The 14,808-nt window shown below is 37.3% G+C and carries 13 protein-coding genes and 5 tRNA genes; 2 read left to right on the top strand and 16 right to left on the bottom strand.

The genetic code is table 11. The features are described 5' to 3' along the window. Positions 1–31: 31 nt before the first annotated feature. From WC623_RS16465 to WC623_RS16435, 7 genes are all read right to left on the bottom strand, one after another. Positions 32–116, bottom strand: a tRNA-Leu gene (locus WC623_RS16465). Positions 117–183: 67 nt separating this feature from the next. After that, positions 184–256 (bottom strand) — tRNA-Gly (locus WC623_RS16460). Positions 257–295: 39 nt separating this feature from the next. Next, positions 296–380: transfer RNA gene (locus WC623_RS16455), tRNA-Leu, on the bottom strand. 69 nt (positions 381–449) lie between these two features. After that, positions 450–522, bottom strand: a tRNA-Gly gene (locus WC623_RS16450). Between the two features lie 131 nt (positions 523–653). After that, positions 654–1,142: a regulatory protein RecX gene (locus WC623_RS16445; RefSeq protein WP_372853046.1), complete on the bottom strand. Its 489-nt coding sequence runs from the start codon at positions 1,140–1,142 to the stop codon at positions 654–656. A 42-nt stretch (positions 1,143–1,184) separates the two neighbouring features. After that, positions 1,185–4,259 carry an AsmA family protein gene (locus WC623_RS16440; protein WP_372853044.1) on the bottom strand — a complete coding sequence of 1,025 codons (3,075 nt, stop codon included), beginning with the start codon at positions 4,257–4,259 and terminating at the stop codon, positions 1,185–1,187. A 77-nt stretch (positions 4,260–4,336) separates the two neighbouring features. Next, on the bottom strand, positions 4,337–4,831 hold the full coding sequence (locus WC623_RS16435; protein WP_372853042.1) for a DinB family protein: 495 nt from the start codon (positions 4,829–4,831) through the stop codon (positions 4,337–4,339). A gap of 274 nt (positions 4,832–5,105) precedes the next feature. On the opposite strand from WC623_RS16435, the gene WC623_RS16430 reads away from it, so the two are divergent. Further along, positions 5,106–5,179 (top strand) — tRNA-Cys (locus tag WC623_RS16430). Between the two features lie 229 nt (positions 5,180–5,408). On the opposite strand, the gene WC623_RS16425 is transcribed toward WC623_RS16430, so the two are convergent. After that, positions 5,409–5,792 carry a VOC family protein gene (locus tag WC623_RS16425; protein ID WP_372853040.1) on the bottom strand — a complete coding sequence of 128 codons (384 nt, stop codon included), beginning with the start codon at positions 5,790–5,792 and terminating at the stop codon, positions 5,409–5,411. A 125-nt stretch (positions 5,793–5,917) separates the two neighbouring features. On the opposite strand from WC623_RS16425, the gene WC623_RS16420 reads away from it, so the two are divergent. Next, the gene (locus WC623_RS16420; protein ID WP_372853038.1) at positions 5,918–6,310 is read left to right on the top strand and encodes a VOC family protein; all 393 of its coding nucleotides are present in this window, start codon (positions 5,918–5,920) and stop codon (positions 6,308–6,310) included. Positions 6,311–6,366: 56 nt separating this feature from the next. On the opposite strand, the gene WC623_RS16415 is transcribed toward WC623_RS16420, so the two are convergent. From WC623_RS16415 to WC623_RS16380, 8 genes are read right to left on the bottom strand one after another with little or no spacing between them, the layout of a single operon-like run. Beyond that, complete coding sequence (locus WC623_RS16415; protein ID WP_372853036.1) at positions 6,367–6,798, bottom strand: DUF2147 domain-containing protein; 432 nt, start codon at positions 6,796–6,798, stop codon at positions 6,367–6,369. Positions 6,799–6,853: 55 nt separating this feature from the next. Next, a complete protein-coding gene (locus WC623_RS16410) occupies positions 6,854–7,420 on the bottom strand; it encodes a DUF3347 domain-containing protein (protein WP_372853034.1) in 567 nt (188 codons plus the stop codon). Positions 7,421–7,440: 20 nt separating this feature from the next. Further along, a complete protein-coding gene (locus WC623_RS16405; RefSeq protein ID WP_372853032.1) occupies positions 7,441–8,670 on the bottom strand; it encodes an efflux RND transporter periplasmic adaptor subunit in 1,230 nt (409 codons plus the stop codon). A 4-nt stretch (positions 8,671–8,674) separates the two neighbouring features. Then, positions 8,675–9,919 (bottom strand): efflux RND transporter periplasmic adaptor subunit, encoded by a 1,245-nt coding sequence (locus tag WC623_RS16400; RefSeq protein WP_372853030.1) that lies wholly within the window; start codon positions 9,917–9,919, stop codon positions 8,675–8,677. After that, positions 9,897–11,150 (bottom strand): TolC family protein, encoded by a 1,254-nt coding sequence (locus tag WC623_RS16395; protein ID WP_372853028.1) that lies wholly within the window; start codon positions 11,148–11,150, stop codon positions 9,897–9,899. Before WC623_RS16395 ends, WC623_RS16400 begins: the two co-directional genes overlap by 23 nt. Further along, on the bottom strand, positions 11,134–13,071 hold the full coding sequence (locus WC623_RS16390; RefSeq protein WP_372853026.1) for an efflux RND transporter permease subunit: 1,938 nt from the start codon (positions 13,069–13,071) through the stop codon (positions 11,134–11,136). Before WC623_RS16390 ends, WC623_RS16395 begins: the two co-directional genes overlap by 17 nt. Next, entirely contained in the window at positions 13,068–14,366 is a 1,299-nt protein-coding gene (locus WC623_RS16385; RefSeq protein ID WP_372853024.1) for an efflux RND transporter permease subunit, read from the bottom strand. Before WC623_RS16385 ends, WC623_RS16390 begins: the two co-directional genes overlap by 4 nt. 34 nt (positions 14,367–14,400) lie before the next feature. Continuing rightward, positions 14,401–14,751: a heavy-metal-associated domain-containing protein gene (locus WC623_RS16380; protein WP_372853022.1), complete on the bottom strand. Its 351-nt coding sequence runs from the start codon at positions 14,749–14,751 to the stop codon at positions 14,401–14,403. Positions 14,752–14,808: the final 57 nt, after the last annotated feature.

Below are 14,808 nucleotides of genomic sequence, written 5' to 3'. Positions count from 1 at the left end.
TCGAACAACCTTTCAGGGATGACTCCCAATGTACTCAGAGCGGGAATCGAACCCGCACGACTTTTAAGGTCACAGGATTTTAAGTCCTGCGTGTCTACCAGTTCCACCATCTGAGCATTTCTCGATATCCATGAGAAAATGTTTTTTTAAAAGTATAAAGCCTTCTTTGAAGAAGGCTTTTAGAGCGAAAGACGAGATTCGAACTCGCGACCCCGACCTTGGCAAGGTCGTGCTCTACCAACTGAGCTACTTTCGCATTGGTATTATTTGCTATTTCATCAGAAACAGTCTTTTGTACTCAGAGCGGGAATCGAACCCGCACGACTTTTAAGGTCACAGGATTTTAAGTCCTGCGTGTCTACCAGTTCCACCATCTGAGCATAATCTTTATCAATAACCATCGATAGGATTAATTTTATAAACATCTTCCTGGTATTGAAAATGCTTAGAGCGAAAGACGAGATTCGAACTCGCGACCCCGACCTTGGCAAGGTCGTGCTCTACCAACTGAGCTACTTTCGCATTTGCCTGACATCATCCGATATCGCTCCCTTTTGGCACTCGGTAAAACTAATGACCTTGTTTCCGTTTGGGATTGCAAATATAAATACTTTTAATTTACTGTCAAGTTATTTTTAATAAAAAAACAGCGTTTAAGCTAAGTCGCTGGTCTTCAATGCTAGAATTATCAGATCTCTTTCAAATCCTTTGCCCATTAAGTAGCTAACCAACTTATACTGGCGTTTAAACGCATCTTTTTCTTTGATTAATGGAGCTTTTTTTTCGGCTAAAGACTGAATGGTCTTTAAATATTCATCAGCATCGATGCCATTTAATGCACGTTGAATCATTTTATCTGGTATCCTTTTTAGCTTAAGCCCTTGTTTTATCTTAATTTTTCCCCAGTGCTTAATGTTAAATTTCCCAGAAACATAAGCCTGTGTAAAGCGTTCCTCATTTAAAAAGTTGGTCTGAATAAGCTCCGAGATCAACTCCTCTACATCATTAGACCATAAGCCCCATTCATATAACTTATCACGAATCTCCTGTTGCGCACGTTCCTGATAGGCACAATAATGCTCAGCTTTAGCCAAAGCACTTTTTTTATCTAATTTAATCTGTTTTTTACCTGTCTCTTCCACAATACAATATTAAGCAATAGCCAGTCAAAAAACACATAGATTCTATTCCTCAGCTGTCTCTTCTAGTTTACCCTCCTTATTACGCTTCAACGCAACTTTAGGGTTCTCTTGTGTTCCTGTAATACTTAGTGGAATTCCAAACAAGCCAAATGGTGGTAAACCTAATCTTCCTTTCATATTCAAGCGCCCGTCAAAACTTACCTGCCCTTCAAAACGAGGTCTAAAACCTGCAACACGCATTTTAAACCTTTCAATGTTAATGATGTTATTAGCAATGGTCGATTTTATCTGTACTTCAGAAACATCCTGATTGCTTAAACTATCTCTATCTGTAGCCTTGCTTACTGCGTTCATTAATTTAAAGCCCATTAAACTCACCTTTTTAACTGAAAGCACACCTCCTCCTTTCAAAGATGGATAAACAGGCATCATATCGCCATTAAGCTTCCCCGACAAATTATAATCCAGTCCAATCACACCTTTAACCTTTGATGCAGAGGTTGCTAAATCTCTGAATAACTTAATCTCTTTATATGCTTTTGCAATATCAAATTCCTTAGCCAGAATACGATAGTCGAAAGTAGCAGATAAAGGTGTTAAGCTTTTATATGTTGCATCCATTGTAACATTAGCATCTACTAAATTAAAAGCAGCCTGATTTAAACTCATCGTTCCATTATTCAAGACAAGATTTCCTTTCGCATTCTTAATCTCCAGTCCGTTGTAAAATACAGAACCTGCATTAGCATTAACAGATACATTCAAATTATCAGGAATAATAATTACACCTGCGGCTGTATTACTTGGGGTTCCAGAATCACCATCATTATAAGCCATAAATTCATCTGCAAACAATTTCCCACTTTTCAGTGTAAAATTCCCTGTCAATTTCGATTTGTCAGACAACACATAATTCACCACATTTCCCAGAAAGCCTTCCATACTAAAATCAGACTTACCATAACGCCCTTTAAACTGATCAAACTTCATCTTATCTTGTTTAAAAGAAAACACACCATTATTTACCAGGAATGATTTAGGGAACAGGTCTGAGTTGAAAGTCATTTCCTTGATGACCACCTTACCCCTATTATTTAATCTATCAAATCTACCCGCCATGGCATCACTTTGCAGTCCGCTGAAAGCAACATTAGTAAACACAGAGCCCTTTACATCATACCCCTTAACAGCAAATAGTTTATACATTTTACCAATATCAATGCTCCCCTTAGACGTAATGTTGTATTTCACATTCTCCAGATTTTGAACCGCCGCTTTCAACTGGAAAGGTTGTCCACCCATTTCAAATGATATCGGTTTAATATTCATTACAGTACTCTTTAGTGTACCATCTCTATTAGTCAGTACCCCATCTATAGAAATACGTTCCAATGCCTGATCAAAATGTGCTGTTTTAATTCTTCCATCATTCAGTAAAATATTCACTTCAGATACAGGGAATCGTTTCTTTGCTTTACTATACCCCCCTTTAACTTTTACATTCAGGTTTAACTTTCCGTTCAGTTCCAGATCTTTTAAGGGATAAAACTCTTTAATTTCGGCAAGATTCAATAAGCCATTCAACTGTACATCAATAGGTGTACTTCCAGAAGTTTTGAATCTAGCAAACCCTCGGATATAATTAGAAAGCGCCTGCACATTCAGATTTGTCATCTCAAGCGTTGTATGCTTATAATCACCATCCGTATTATCTCCCTGAATATTAAAATTGATTTTATCAATAGCTGAGGCGACTGCATGATGTTTAAAATAACCATTTTCTAAAGATGACCTTAGTTTAAAAGTTGGTATAGTAGCAATTACGGTATCAACTTTTCTGATGCCACTACGTACAACTTTCTTCGTATAAGTTCCCTGTGCATCAAAATCCATTAAGAACCTACCTCTCAGTTGCTCTATTTCGAAAATTTTAGCCCATTTCTCCAGATCAATATTTACCTTGCTTTTCACATAAAGTTCTGGTGTAACCAATCCTCTTAAATTCACCATTGCTCCGACATAGTCTTTCCCTAAATTAAAATACAAACTGTCCATATTGATGTACAGACTATCCATATCTAATGAAGGCAGTTTGGTTTGCAGATTTATATAAAGTTTACTAATGGGCTCCGGCGCTTTAGGATTAGCGATCTCACCTTCACGTATTTTTAAACTAAATGAAAGTGTAGGCATAATCTTTTTCCCTGCCAGATATTTCCCGATTAAAGAAGCCTTAACTTCCGCATAGCCCTTGATTTTAGTTCGCTCCATACGTTCGGCAATAGCCGGTGGCATGGCTGTAAAAATATTATGAAGATCAGTTTCCTTAGCTTTTGTTCTAAAATTAATATCATACCCATCCTCTATGAAGGCAAATCTGCCTATAAAATGAATAGGAAGAGAGTTGATTTTCAGATCATTTTCATCAAACCTCAACTCCAGTGAATTGGTATTGATTTTAGTGACCAGCCTGGCATCTATCTTTTTATTAAGCAAATAAGGTTCTTTATCATAATAAACATCTAATGATTCGATCTGTGCTTTACTGCTTAAGTCAAAAACAGCCTGACTTAAATCTCCTTTTCCAGTATAGTTTAAACCTTTGGCACTAATCAACATAGGTACCGACTGATCTTCATAACTCAGTTTGCTTTTACTTATAAATATCCCGTCAATTTTTATTGCCGTTGATGCCGTATCTGTCTTTTCAGTTGGCTTATCATCACTTTGGTAAACATCATAATTGGCATTACCTTTTTCATCCACTTTGATATTAATCACCGACTCATCTAAAAATACTTTGTCTATTTTAATCTGTGAAGAAAACAATGTACTGAGGTTAACACCAAATGATAGTTGCTTGCAATATAAGAGCGTATCCTTCTCAAAAGGTGCTGCACCCTTTAACATAAACTCGTTTAAACTTAATGTTAAAGTTGGAAAGTGCTTAAAAAAAGAGAGGTTCGTACTTTCAAACTTAACCTCTCCTTTAATACTACTATTAATCGTTTTTTGTACTTCTCTATTAATTGTGTCCGGAAATAAATATGGACTAATAAACAACAAAAGGAATAATGAAATAACACTTATTCCTGTAATCTTTAAAATCTTCTTCAAACTGATAAAATATTTAATCTCTGGAGTTGCTGCAAAGATAAATTTTTATTTAACTAAACTATTGCTACTTAAATTTATCAATCATATTTCAATGCCGGATATCCTAACAACCTACGCCATAAAGCAAGCTGTCCAATAATGCTTGCTTCTCTATAAATCGTAAATGAAATCATTTCATAATAACTCATTTTCATCCCTCCCATATCCAGTTCACTATCCAGCTTTGCATCTGAAATATTCACTAATGCCTCTCTCGCTATTGGTGTAAATCTATTCCAGTCCTTGATATACTCAGCATTGGTTGGATAAGTTGCCCCATCCTCAATACCTTTATAATCCTTAAACAACTCCTCCCCTGTTTGTGTAAGTCCTGGATGAGTTTCTGTTGTCATCCAGTAACGCTGTTGAACTAACGAACCTGTAAGCCAGGCCATATGATTTGCTTTCGTATTCAAACGATTGTGCATATCCTTTTCAGGTATCCCTTCAATTGCCCGCTCAAAAAAAGTTGTTTGCATATCAAATAAGGTGAGTAGACCTTCAATTCTGGTACTTGTTGCTTTAGTTTCCATAATTTGTAATTTAATGGTTAACATGATATTGTTAATTAAAGCTATACATTCCAGCCCGAAATCATCTGGTTATAAAACGACAATTTTAGGGGGTAAACCCGACAGATTTTAATTAACAATTCATATTTTTTAAGTTCATAACCTCCTATTTTAAAATTAAATATCTGAAAATCAATACATTAATTACAATTTTAAAAATATTTTAAATAAAGTCTAGTAATTCTGTAGACTTTACATATATTTGCATTAGTAATCAATTAAATGATGAAAATATAGTCATGTGGCCGAGTGGTTAGGTGGGGGTCTGCAAAACCTTAAACGGTGGTTCGAATCCACCCTTGACGTCCAGTACAATTTCTACATTGACTGCATTTAGATGTTTGGTTAGATCTAAGTTTTGTTTAAAAAAAGCCAGGTTGGATGACCTGGCTTTTAATTTACCAGGCATATTTTTGATTTAAAAAAGCTTATAAAAAAACGGAGATACAGCAATCCACCGTATCCCCGCTATCTAAATTAACGCTCTCACATATATAGACGATCAAATAATCGTTTTATTGTGTACGTCTAAAAAAATTTAAACTTCATAAAACTCTATAGGAAGCAGATCAGGATCGGCAATAAAAGTAAAGCGTTTACCTGTAAACTCATCAATTCGAATTGGTTCAGCTACTATTCCTTTTTCTTCAAGTGTCATAATTACCTCCTGCAGGTTATCCACTTCAAAAGCTAAATGTCTTAAACCTGTAGCTTCAGGTCTTGAAGGCCTTTTCAGCGGCTCTGGAAAAGAAAAAAGTTCAATCGTATAAACACCGTTTACAGCCAGATCAAGCTTATAAGATTGTCGCTCGGCTCTATAAACTTCTCTAACAATTGTAAAACCTAATACTTCAGTATAAAATGCCTTAGAAACTTCGTAATTACTACAGATGATGGCAATGTGGTGAACTTTATTTATCATACCACAAAAATACTAATCTTTTTTGGCGCGATTACACCTATATTATGGCGTATTCGGCATATCAAAATTCAGAGTTTCCAATTACATTTGATTAACATAATAGTTTAAAAATTAAAACCAATAATATGAATCAAAACGTTGTCTGCTGGTTTGAAATCTATGTAAAGAACATGGATAGAGCAAAGAAATTTTACAATGCTGTTTTAGGCACAAATTTTACGGATATGTCGGATCCAACTGAAGATACCGGCGACATGAAAATGGCCTTTTTCTCTTCACCTGAAAACCAGGGAGTTTCTGGTGCTTTAGTTGAAATGGCAGGAACTAAGGAAGGTGATGGAGCCTGCGTCAATACAATGGTCTATTTCCCTTGTGAGGATTGTAGTGTAGAGGAAAGTCGTATTGCCGGTGCTGGTGGTATCGTTACCAGACCAAAATTCTCAATTGGTGAATTCGGCTTTATCTCCATATGTGTAGATACTGAAGGTAATCCTTTCGGCTTATTCTCAATGAGCTAGCATTTTATAGAATAACATTTATAAAAAATGGGATCACCAAAGATGATCCCATTTTTTTATTTAACTCTTTTCCAGGTTTCAGATCGCCCAAGCAATGAAACGCCAACATATCCACGCATATTTAATATATCATTGCTTTTCAAAGTCATATTACAACTGTAATTTTTGCCTGACTTAGGGTCATAGATTTTACCGTTGGTCCATTTTCCATCTTCAAAAATAAAATTCTTAAGAATCTCAAGTCCAAGGATAGGTTTCGACTTTAAACTTTCATCTGGATTTTTTATATCTGTTTTATTATTTCCTTTTTCATCTTTAGGCTCTTTTAACCAAACAATCTTACCGAAGTATCTATCTCCTCTTTTAGTAATCTCAACATGAGCTTCACCAGATGAATTGATCCATTTACCAATAATAGCATCTTTGTTTTGAGGGAATGCCGCAACGGAAATTACTGTTAACAGCAATATAAAAGTTAATTTTTTCATAGATAGAAAGTTAGTATTTCACTAAAGATACTAAACGGCAGAGCTATCTGAAAAATTATTTTATCGTTTCTTTTACTTCTCCACAAGTTAACATGCTTTCACCATAATAAGGGTTTTTAATATCTTTCTCGTTGCTTAACCAATATGCACCTTTATTATTCATTGCCATCGGACAATACTCTACATATATTTCACCCGAACTTAATCCGGTGCTTTTAACCATTGTAATGAAGTCATTGCTCAAATCGGAAAGTAAAGTCCTTTGCGCTTCAATATCTGCTGCGGCTGCAATTTTACCTGCCAATGTAGCTAAAGCACTTCCATTACTTAATTCTTTTGAACCCAGTTCAATTGCAGCCGCAGCTATTTTAGCTTCCGCCATATCACCATTTACAAGTGCTGTAGTCAGGTGGATATAATGTTGATAAACTGCGTTCAGTTTATCATCTTTCAGACTGACTGTTGATGCTGTAGTTTGTTCAACTGGAGCACCGTGGCCTTCTCCCGGGGCATGATTGTGTCCTGCATGAGGATCTGCATCGGCTGGTTTTTGGGTATTTCCACATGCTGCAAACATCGTTACTGCAGCTAAAGCAATTACAAAATTAGTTACTGTTTTCATCTTCTTTTTGATTTTTATATTTATGATTTAGTTAATTTAAGTCCTTCGGTTGGGTTCTTTCCTTTCTTAAGCACATACTCGCTATACAGCAAATAAGCACCAGTTATTACCACTTGATCTCCATTTTTTAAACCTTCTGATATTTCAACCTGACTATCATTCTCTGTACCGGTTTTTACCAATCTTGGCTCAAAAGTTTCTTTACCAGTTTTAATCCATACATGCATTCCTTTCCCATCTCTGATTACAGCATCAACCGGCAATGTCAATACATTTCCTTTATTTGCTGAAGGCAGAAAAACATTAGCCTGTAAACCCGGCTGCCATTGATTGCCTGGATTCGAAATGCTTCCACGAACCTGTGTCAGCTGGGTTCCCGATTGCAATGATGGGGTAATAAAATTAATTACCATTTCCTGAGGCTGATCTTCCCAACCGGCAACAACAACTTTTACTTTTTGTCCGACTTTTATTCTCGAGGCTTCGGCCGGATAAACATCCGCTTCTACCCATAATTGGCCATACCCCTCTAATCTTAAGATGGGACTCCCCTCAACCACATATTGCCCTTGTGTTACCGACAACTCGGCGACCACACCACTTTCTGGCGCATGAAACATAACAAAAGGATCTTTCTTTTGTGTTTTAAGCAATTGTTGCAGCTGACTTTCTGATTGTCCATACAACAGTAATTTCTGTTTTGCAGAAGCCACAATCTGACGTTCCACTTTATCTCCCTGAAACTGTTTTTCCTGAGCAACTGCCATCAGGTATTCCTGCTGTAATGTTGCCAGTTGTTCAGAATAGATTTTATATAATGGTTGTCCTTTACTTACTTTTACACCTGTCTCTCTGATATACAACTGTTCAATCCTACCTGCAATCCTACTAGAAATATAATTACTTTGCTCTGGGTTAACCGTAAGTCTGCCATTAAGCTGTTTAGCTCCTGATAGAGTATTTTCGCCAATGATAATTGTTGTAATATTCGCCAGGGCCTGACGCTTATCATCTATTTTCAATACCAGATCATTACTATTTTTTTCGAACGGTACCAGGTCCATTCCACAAATCGGACAGGTTCCCATCTCATTCTTAATAACCTGCGGATGCATAGGACAGGTAAAAGTTTGCTGTTTCTCTTTAGCTGTTCCTGCATCTTTTTTTTTCTCACCGCTGCAAGCGGCGAGCAGCACTGATGGAGCTATTGCTATTAAAGCTATATTTCTTATAAATAATTTGCGTTCCATAGTTCTATTTTTTAAACCCCTCCTTAATAAAACTTTCACTATCTACCAGATAGGCTGCATTTGCACTAACTTCCCAGCTGCTAATATCTTCTTTAACCTGCACCATTCCTCCGATAGTAACGCCCGTTTTAATTGCCTTAGGAACTACTACATTACCTTCCTTTTTAAACAGTATTGACTGATTTCCAAGTGATACTATTGCTGCTTCAGGTAGCCACAATGATGCGGGTAATAAAACGGGAATACGTGCTGTAAGTAATTCGCCTACCCTAAAACGGGGTTTATTCAAGTAAACCCTGGCGATAGTAAAGTTTTCACCGTTTTTAAAAACAGGCTGAATCATACCTAGTGAAGCACTTACAATTGTATTTTTATCTGCTGTTTTATAAAACAAAAACTTGTCTCCTTTTTTTAACAATGCAGCTAGAGCAGGTTTTAATGAAAACTCTGCAATCAACCGATCAGCATTATAAATCGTAAAAAGTGACTGACCTGCATTAACATACTGTCCTTCACGCAGCAACACAGGTGTATTTACCGCAGCAGAAGCACTGTTAGAAGCAACCGCTGAAGTTGACGATGAAGCCCCCATCCCACTCATCCCATCTCCTCCAGTTGCAGTTGGTGGAGTAGTGGGAGCAGAACTTGCTGAAGTTACTGCCGATTGCTCCAAAATATAACCATCTGCATTACTATATACTGGTATACGGTAATTAACTTTTCCTGTTTTCAACACCCTATTTATAGCATCAGCACTCATTCCAAGCAACATTAATCTTTGTTTTGATGCTTGTAACAACTGCATATCATTTCCGGTATCTTTCAAAAACAAAAGTTCCTGTTGTGCCGCAGCGAGGTCAGGAGAATAAACCTCCATAATGAGCTGACCTTTACGAACCGGCTGATAATTATACTTTATTAACAAACGCTCAATCCTCCCACTTACACGACTAGCTATACTATTCTGATTACGCGTATCATAATTAATGATTCCTTGTGCTTCTTCAATAAATATTTTAGTACCATGCTCTGCCTTAATTAAAGGTAAAGTAGACACCACCTGTTCGTTTGATGGTTGCAATAAATGAGCAAGATTACTATCAATATTTACAGTACCGGGATCATGGTGACCATCTTTCTTACTTTCATTACTATTGCATGAGCTGATGAAAAACACACCGATCATCAGCAGCGCTAAAAGACTGTAAGCCTTTAGTGTAATACGCCTAACGATATAATTCTTTCTCATAATCAGCAATCATTAAATAAAGTTTCAATTTCTCATCTAACACATTCGTCTGCATCATGGTCAGCGCTTCCCATGAATCAATTACCTCAGGCAGTTCCATTTTATTCTCCCTGTAACTTAAAAAGTTAACATCAAGCGTTTTTTGCAGACTTGGAATAATCTTATTTTCCATTGCTTCAATTCTTTTCAGCATAGATTGGATTTCGAACTGCATACCATATAACATACCCTGGGTTTCCTGCAACATGGCTGCTTTCTCTTTACCCATTGCCTGAATTTCATACTCCATCCCCTTCACTTCAGATTTGTACATCTTTGAAGACCATGGAGCAATAGGAATACTGACCATCCCCATCACGCTATAAGCCTTAGGCATCATTTTAGTTAGGGGCGACATATGATCAAATCTCAGTTTGAAATCTGGTCGGCTCTGTTTTTTCATTGCCTCAATATTCAGTTGCATAGATTGTATACTATAATCCATTTTCCTGATGTCATTTCTTGCCAGAGCCAGGCTCCCTGTATCAATACTTGCAGCAGGAACAAAGACAGGCTGGAAAGTAGTATCTATCATAAAACTACTATTCCCCTTCATATTCATCAGACTATTTAACCAGGCTCTGCTACGAGCAATGTCTCCCTCCTGCATCCTGATCATATTGCTATTTTCTTCCAATTTAGCAGCAGTCTTGTAAACACTACCTAATTTCGACTGGTTATAAGGATACCTGATTTCTTCAATCTTTTTCATCATCCGCATAATATTCTCATTATGCTTCAACACATTAATCTTTTGTTGCGCAACCAGCCAGCCGAAATACAAACGTTTAGCTTGTGATTTATAATCGTTTAATGTTATTCCCCTGGTTTCATTTTCTACCTTGCTCTTTGATTCAATAAAGCGTTTGTTAGCATTTAACTTAACCATGTTTGGAATGTCTTGTTCCAATTGTACCATTACGGAACCTTTATCGCCGTCGTCCATTAACTTTTGACCAGGATATGGGGTCATAAAAGTACCAACACCAATCATAGGAGCCATCCAGGCAGTTGCTGCATTCGCAGCATGTTTATAACTCTCAGCTTTCAGTCCGTAGCTTTGTAGTAATAAATTATTTTTGTCTATTCTTTGCAAAACAGTATCCAGCGACAAAACCTGAACGTCCTGTGCTACTCCATAAAAAGGCAGTAGCAGGAGTAAAACTGTTATTTTTTTAATGATGTACATCATGCACCTCCAGTTTTCCATATTTCCTCAATTCATACTCTTTGGACATTAAAAAGATCAATGGGGTAACGAGTAAAATATGCGTTGATGAGGTTAATACCCCGCCTATCATTGGCAGCACAATAGGCTGCATCACATCTACCCCTACACCTGTTGCCCATAATACAGGCACCAAACCAAATAAAGACACACAGACAGTCATCAGTTTTGGTCGTAATCTTTTGGCTGCTCCATGAACCACAAACTCTCTTAACTCTTCCTTCGAAATAGTTTCACTTGAGTTCCCCCTTAGCTTAATTAGCTGGTGCATGGCATCATTCAAGTATATCACCATTACAATACCCGTTTCTACAGCAATACCAAACAAAGCAATAAAACCAACTGCAACACCCACTGATAGGTTCACATCCCAGAAATAAATCATATATGCCCCTCCTATTAATGCAAAAGGAACAGTAATCAGACTTAAAAAAGCCTCCCTAACAGAGTGGAATGCAAAGTAAAGAGAGAAGAAAATGATGACAAGTACTACAGGAGCTATCCACATTAATGTTTGTTTACCACGGATCAGATTTTCGTACTGTCCACTCCATTCCAAAAAGTATCCTTCAGGAAGAATACCTTTTTCCATGTTTAGTTTTTCCATTGCATCCTGCACAGTACTACCCAAATCTCTATCCCTTACATTAAACATTACGGCACCACGTAAAATGGCGTTATCAGAACTAATCATTGGCGGACCATCCTCAAATTTAACATCAGCTACTGCTGATAAAGGGACTTCACCGAAACTGGCCGACTGAATAGGAATTCTCTGAATCCGCTCTACACTATTTCTATACTCCTGGGCCAATCGAACGCTGATCGAAAATCTTTGTCTGCCTTCAATTGTATTACCAACTGTGGCACCACCTAATGCAGATTCTACAACCTGATTTACGTCATCTACATTTAAACCATACCTGGCCAATTCTTCTCTTTTAACATCAATAGATAAGTATTTGCCGCCAGTAATTGGCTCAACAAACAAATCACTCACTCCAGGAGTGCCTTCTAATGCAGCTTTTACCTTTTCAGAAACAGATGCAATAGTATCCAGATTTTGTCCGAACACTTTAATACCTACATCTGTACGAATTCCCGTTGCAAGCATATTAATTCTATTGATAATAGGCTGTGTCCAACCATTCACCACACCTGGAATTTGTAACTTCGCATCCAGCTCATTCACAATATCTTTCTTGGTAATCCCCTCGCGCCACTCACTTTTTGGTTTCAGCGTAATGATCGTTTCAATCATACTCATCGGTGAATTATCCGTTGCTGTACTTGCTCTTCCAGCTTTCCCCAGTACTTTATCTACCTCAGGCACCGACTTAATAATTTTGTCCTGAACCTGCAAAAGTCTTTTAGCTTCTGCATTTGAAACATCAGGTAATGTTACCGGCATAAACAAAATACTCTGCTCATCTAATGGCGGTATAAACTCAGTACCCAGATTTTTAAGCAAGGGAATGGTAATCAACAATGCAATAATATTTATGGCTATTGTTGTTTTCCTCCATTTTAACACCGTTCTGATGATCGGCTCATAAACCTTTTCCAATACTCTGTTTACCGGATTAGCACTATCTGGTTTAAACTTCCCTTTCATAAAAAAGGAGATTAAAACCGGAGCAAGCGTAATAACCAACAAAGCATCAACAATCATGATGAATGTTTTGGTAAAAGCCAATGGATGAAATAACTTACCTTCTTGTCCTGTTAACATAAATACAGGTAAAAATGAAGTGATGATAATGACTGTTGCAAAGAACACTCCTCTTGAAACCTGTTTACTGGATTTGGTAATTACTGCAAGACGATCTTCTTCAGTAATCCAATCCGGAGATTTCTTAAATATATTTTTAAACCACTTGATCATGATGTTGTTGTTTTATTTTGATCCTTTTCCCATACTTCATAACGTTCGGCCAAGTGCTTATAAGCATTTTCACTCATGATAATTCCATTATCAACGATAACACCAATTGCCAGAGCAATACCCGTTAGCGACATGATATTTGATGAAATTCCAAAAGCATTAAGCAATATAAAACTGGCTGCGATGGTAATTGGGATTTGGATAATGATACTTAATGCACTACGCCAATGAAACAGGAAAATAAATACAATTAATGATACTACGATCATCTCTTCGATCAGCGTAGTTTTTATAGACGCTATAGATTCCTTAATCAACTCCCCCCTATCATATACAATATCAAACTTCACTCCTTTAGGCAAGCCTTTAGAAACCTCTTCCATTTTAGCCTTTACTCTTTCAATTACCTCAGCTGCATTTTCTCCGTAACGCATGACCACGATACCACCTGCACGCTCCCCCTCACCGTCCTGATCAAATATGCCCAGTCTGGTTTCTCCCGTCATCTGCACTGTAGCGAGGTCAGAAATTTTAATTGGTGTACCATTTTGGTTTTTTACCGGAATATTGGCAATCTCGTCTAGCGACTTAAGGTAACCTGATGTTTTGATGATATACCCCATATCACTCATTTCGAACTTCCGCCCTCCTGATTCGTTATTGTTACTTCTTACAGCAGCAATCACCTGAGGCACACTTAACTTATAATACAATAGTTTATTGGGGTCTATTGAAATCTGATACTGTTTCTGAAAACCACCGAACGAGGCAATTTCACTTACACCTGGCACATTTTGCAAGGCAAATTTTACATACCAGTCTTGTATAGCACGCTGTTCTCCCAAATCCATATCAGGCGCATCAAGCGTATACCACAAAATATGGCCTACCCCCGTACCGTCAGGTCCCAGCTGAGGAGCAACACCTTCAGGTAAGGTCCTGGAAATTGTACTGATACGTTCCAATACCCGCTCTCTAGCCCAATAAACATCTACATCATCTTCAAAGATGACATAAATGAAACTCATACCAAACATGGACGATCCCCTTACGTATTTAATTTTAGGGATCCCCTGCAAGTTAGTAACCAAGGGGTAAGTCACCTGATCTTCAATCAACTGAGGTGATCTACCCATCCATTCCGTAAATACAATTACCTGGTTTTCTGACAAGTCAGGTATTGCATCTATCGGGTTCTTTTGTATGGAGAATACGCCCCATATAAATAACGGGGCAGATAGCACCAGCACAATAAAGCGATTGTGCATCGACCATTCTATAATTTTATGTACCATTTAAAAATCCTTTTTTAATAACCCTCTATCTTTTTTAGTGCGTTTCGCTTGTTTTACCAGTACGGTCGTATTTACAGCAGTTATGCAGTTTGTTATACACCTTATCCTTGGCTTTAAACAGCTCCGTATCATAACCTACAGCAGCAACTTTCTTCTGTATCTGTTTGTTATTGATTTTTGCCTCATCGTAAGTTACTGTCAGCACCTTTGCAGCTTTATCCCACTCTGCGGAACTGACACCAGGAACTTTAAGTGAAGTTTCGATTTTATGTTTACAGGTTCCACAGTTACCTAAAACCTTGATTTTGTCTGTTTTTGATTGTGCAAATACAGCACTACTAAGGAAAGTCAACGCGACCACCGAAAGAATTCTTAATGATTTCATCTGAATTGATTTTGAAGAAATTTGAAATAAATGAATTGATAAAAGCAGCGTATTTAT

Source organism: Pedobacter sp., from assembly GCF_041645105.1.
Classification (GTDB): Bacteria; Bacteroidota; Bacteroidia; order Sphingobacteriales; family Sphingobacteriaceae; genus Pedobacter.
This window is presented reverse-complemented; position numbering and strand designations above follow the sequence as displayed.

What these genes read in the sequence shown, in the direction of transcription:
- WC623_RS16435 (WP_372853042.1), bottom strand. Translation starts at nt 4,831, where the DNA reads ATGGAAACTAAAGCAACAAGTACCAGAATTGAAGGTCTACTCACCTTA.
- WC623_RS16425 (WP_372853040.1), bottom strand. Translation starts at nt 5,792, where the DNA reads ATGATAAATAAAGTTCACCACATTGCCATCATCTGTAGTAATTACGAA.
- WC623_RS16420 (WP_372853038.1), top strand. Translation starts at nt 5,918, where the DNA reads ATGAATCAAAACGTTGTCTGCTGGTTTGAAATCTATGTAAAGAACATG.
- WC623_RS16415 (WP_372853036.1), bottom strand. Translation starts at nt 6,798, where the DNA reads ATGAAAAAATTAACTTTTATATTGCTGTTAACAGTAATTTCCGTTGCG.
- WC623_RS16410 (WP_372853034.1), bottom strand. Translation starts at nt 7,420, where the DNA reads ATGAAAACAGTAACTAATTTTGTAATTGCTTTAGCTGCAGTAACGATG.
- WC623_RS16405 (WP_372853032.1), bottom strand. Translation starts at nt 8,670, where the DNA reads ATGGAACGCAAATTATTTATAAGAAATATAGCTTTAATAGCAATAGCT.
- WC623_RS16400 (WP_372853030.1), bottom strand. Translation starts at nt 9,919, where the DNA reads ATGAGAAAGAATTATATCGTTAGGCGTATTACACTAAAGGCTTACAGT.
- WC623_RS16395 (WP_372853028.1), bottom strand. Translation starts at nt 11,150, where the DNA reads ATGATGTACATCATTAAAAAAATAACAGTTTTACTCCTGCTACTGCCT.
- WC623_RS16390 (WP_372853026.1), bottom strand. Translation starts at nt 13,071, where the DNA reads ATGATCAAGTGGTTTAAAAATATATTTAAGAAATCTCCGGATTGGATT.
- WC623_RS16385 (WP_372853024.1), bottom strand. Translation starts at nt 14,366, where the DNA reads ATGGTACATAAAATTATAGAATGGTCGATGCACAATCGCTTTATTGTG.
- WC623_RS16380 (WP_372853022.1), bottom strand. Translation starts at nt 14,751, where the DNA reads ATGAAATCATTAAGAATTCTTTCGGTGGTCGCGTTGACTTTCCTTAGT.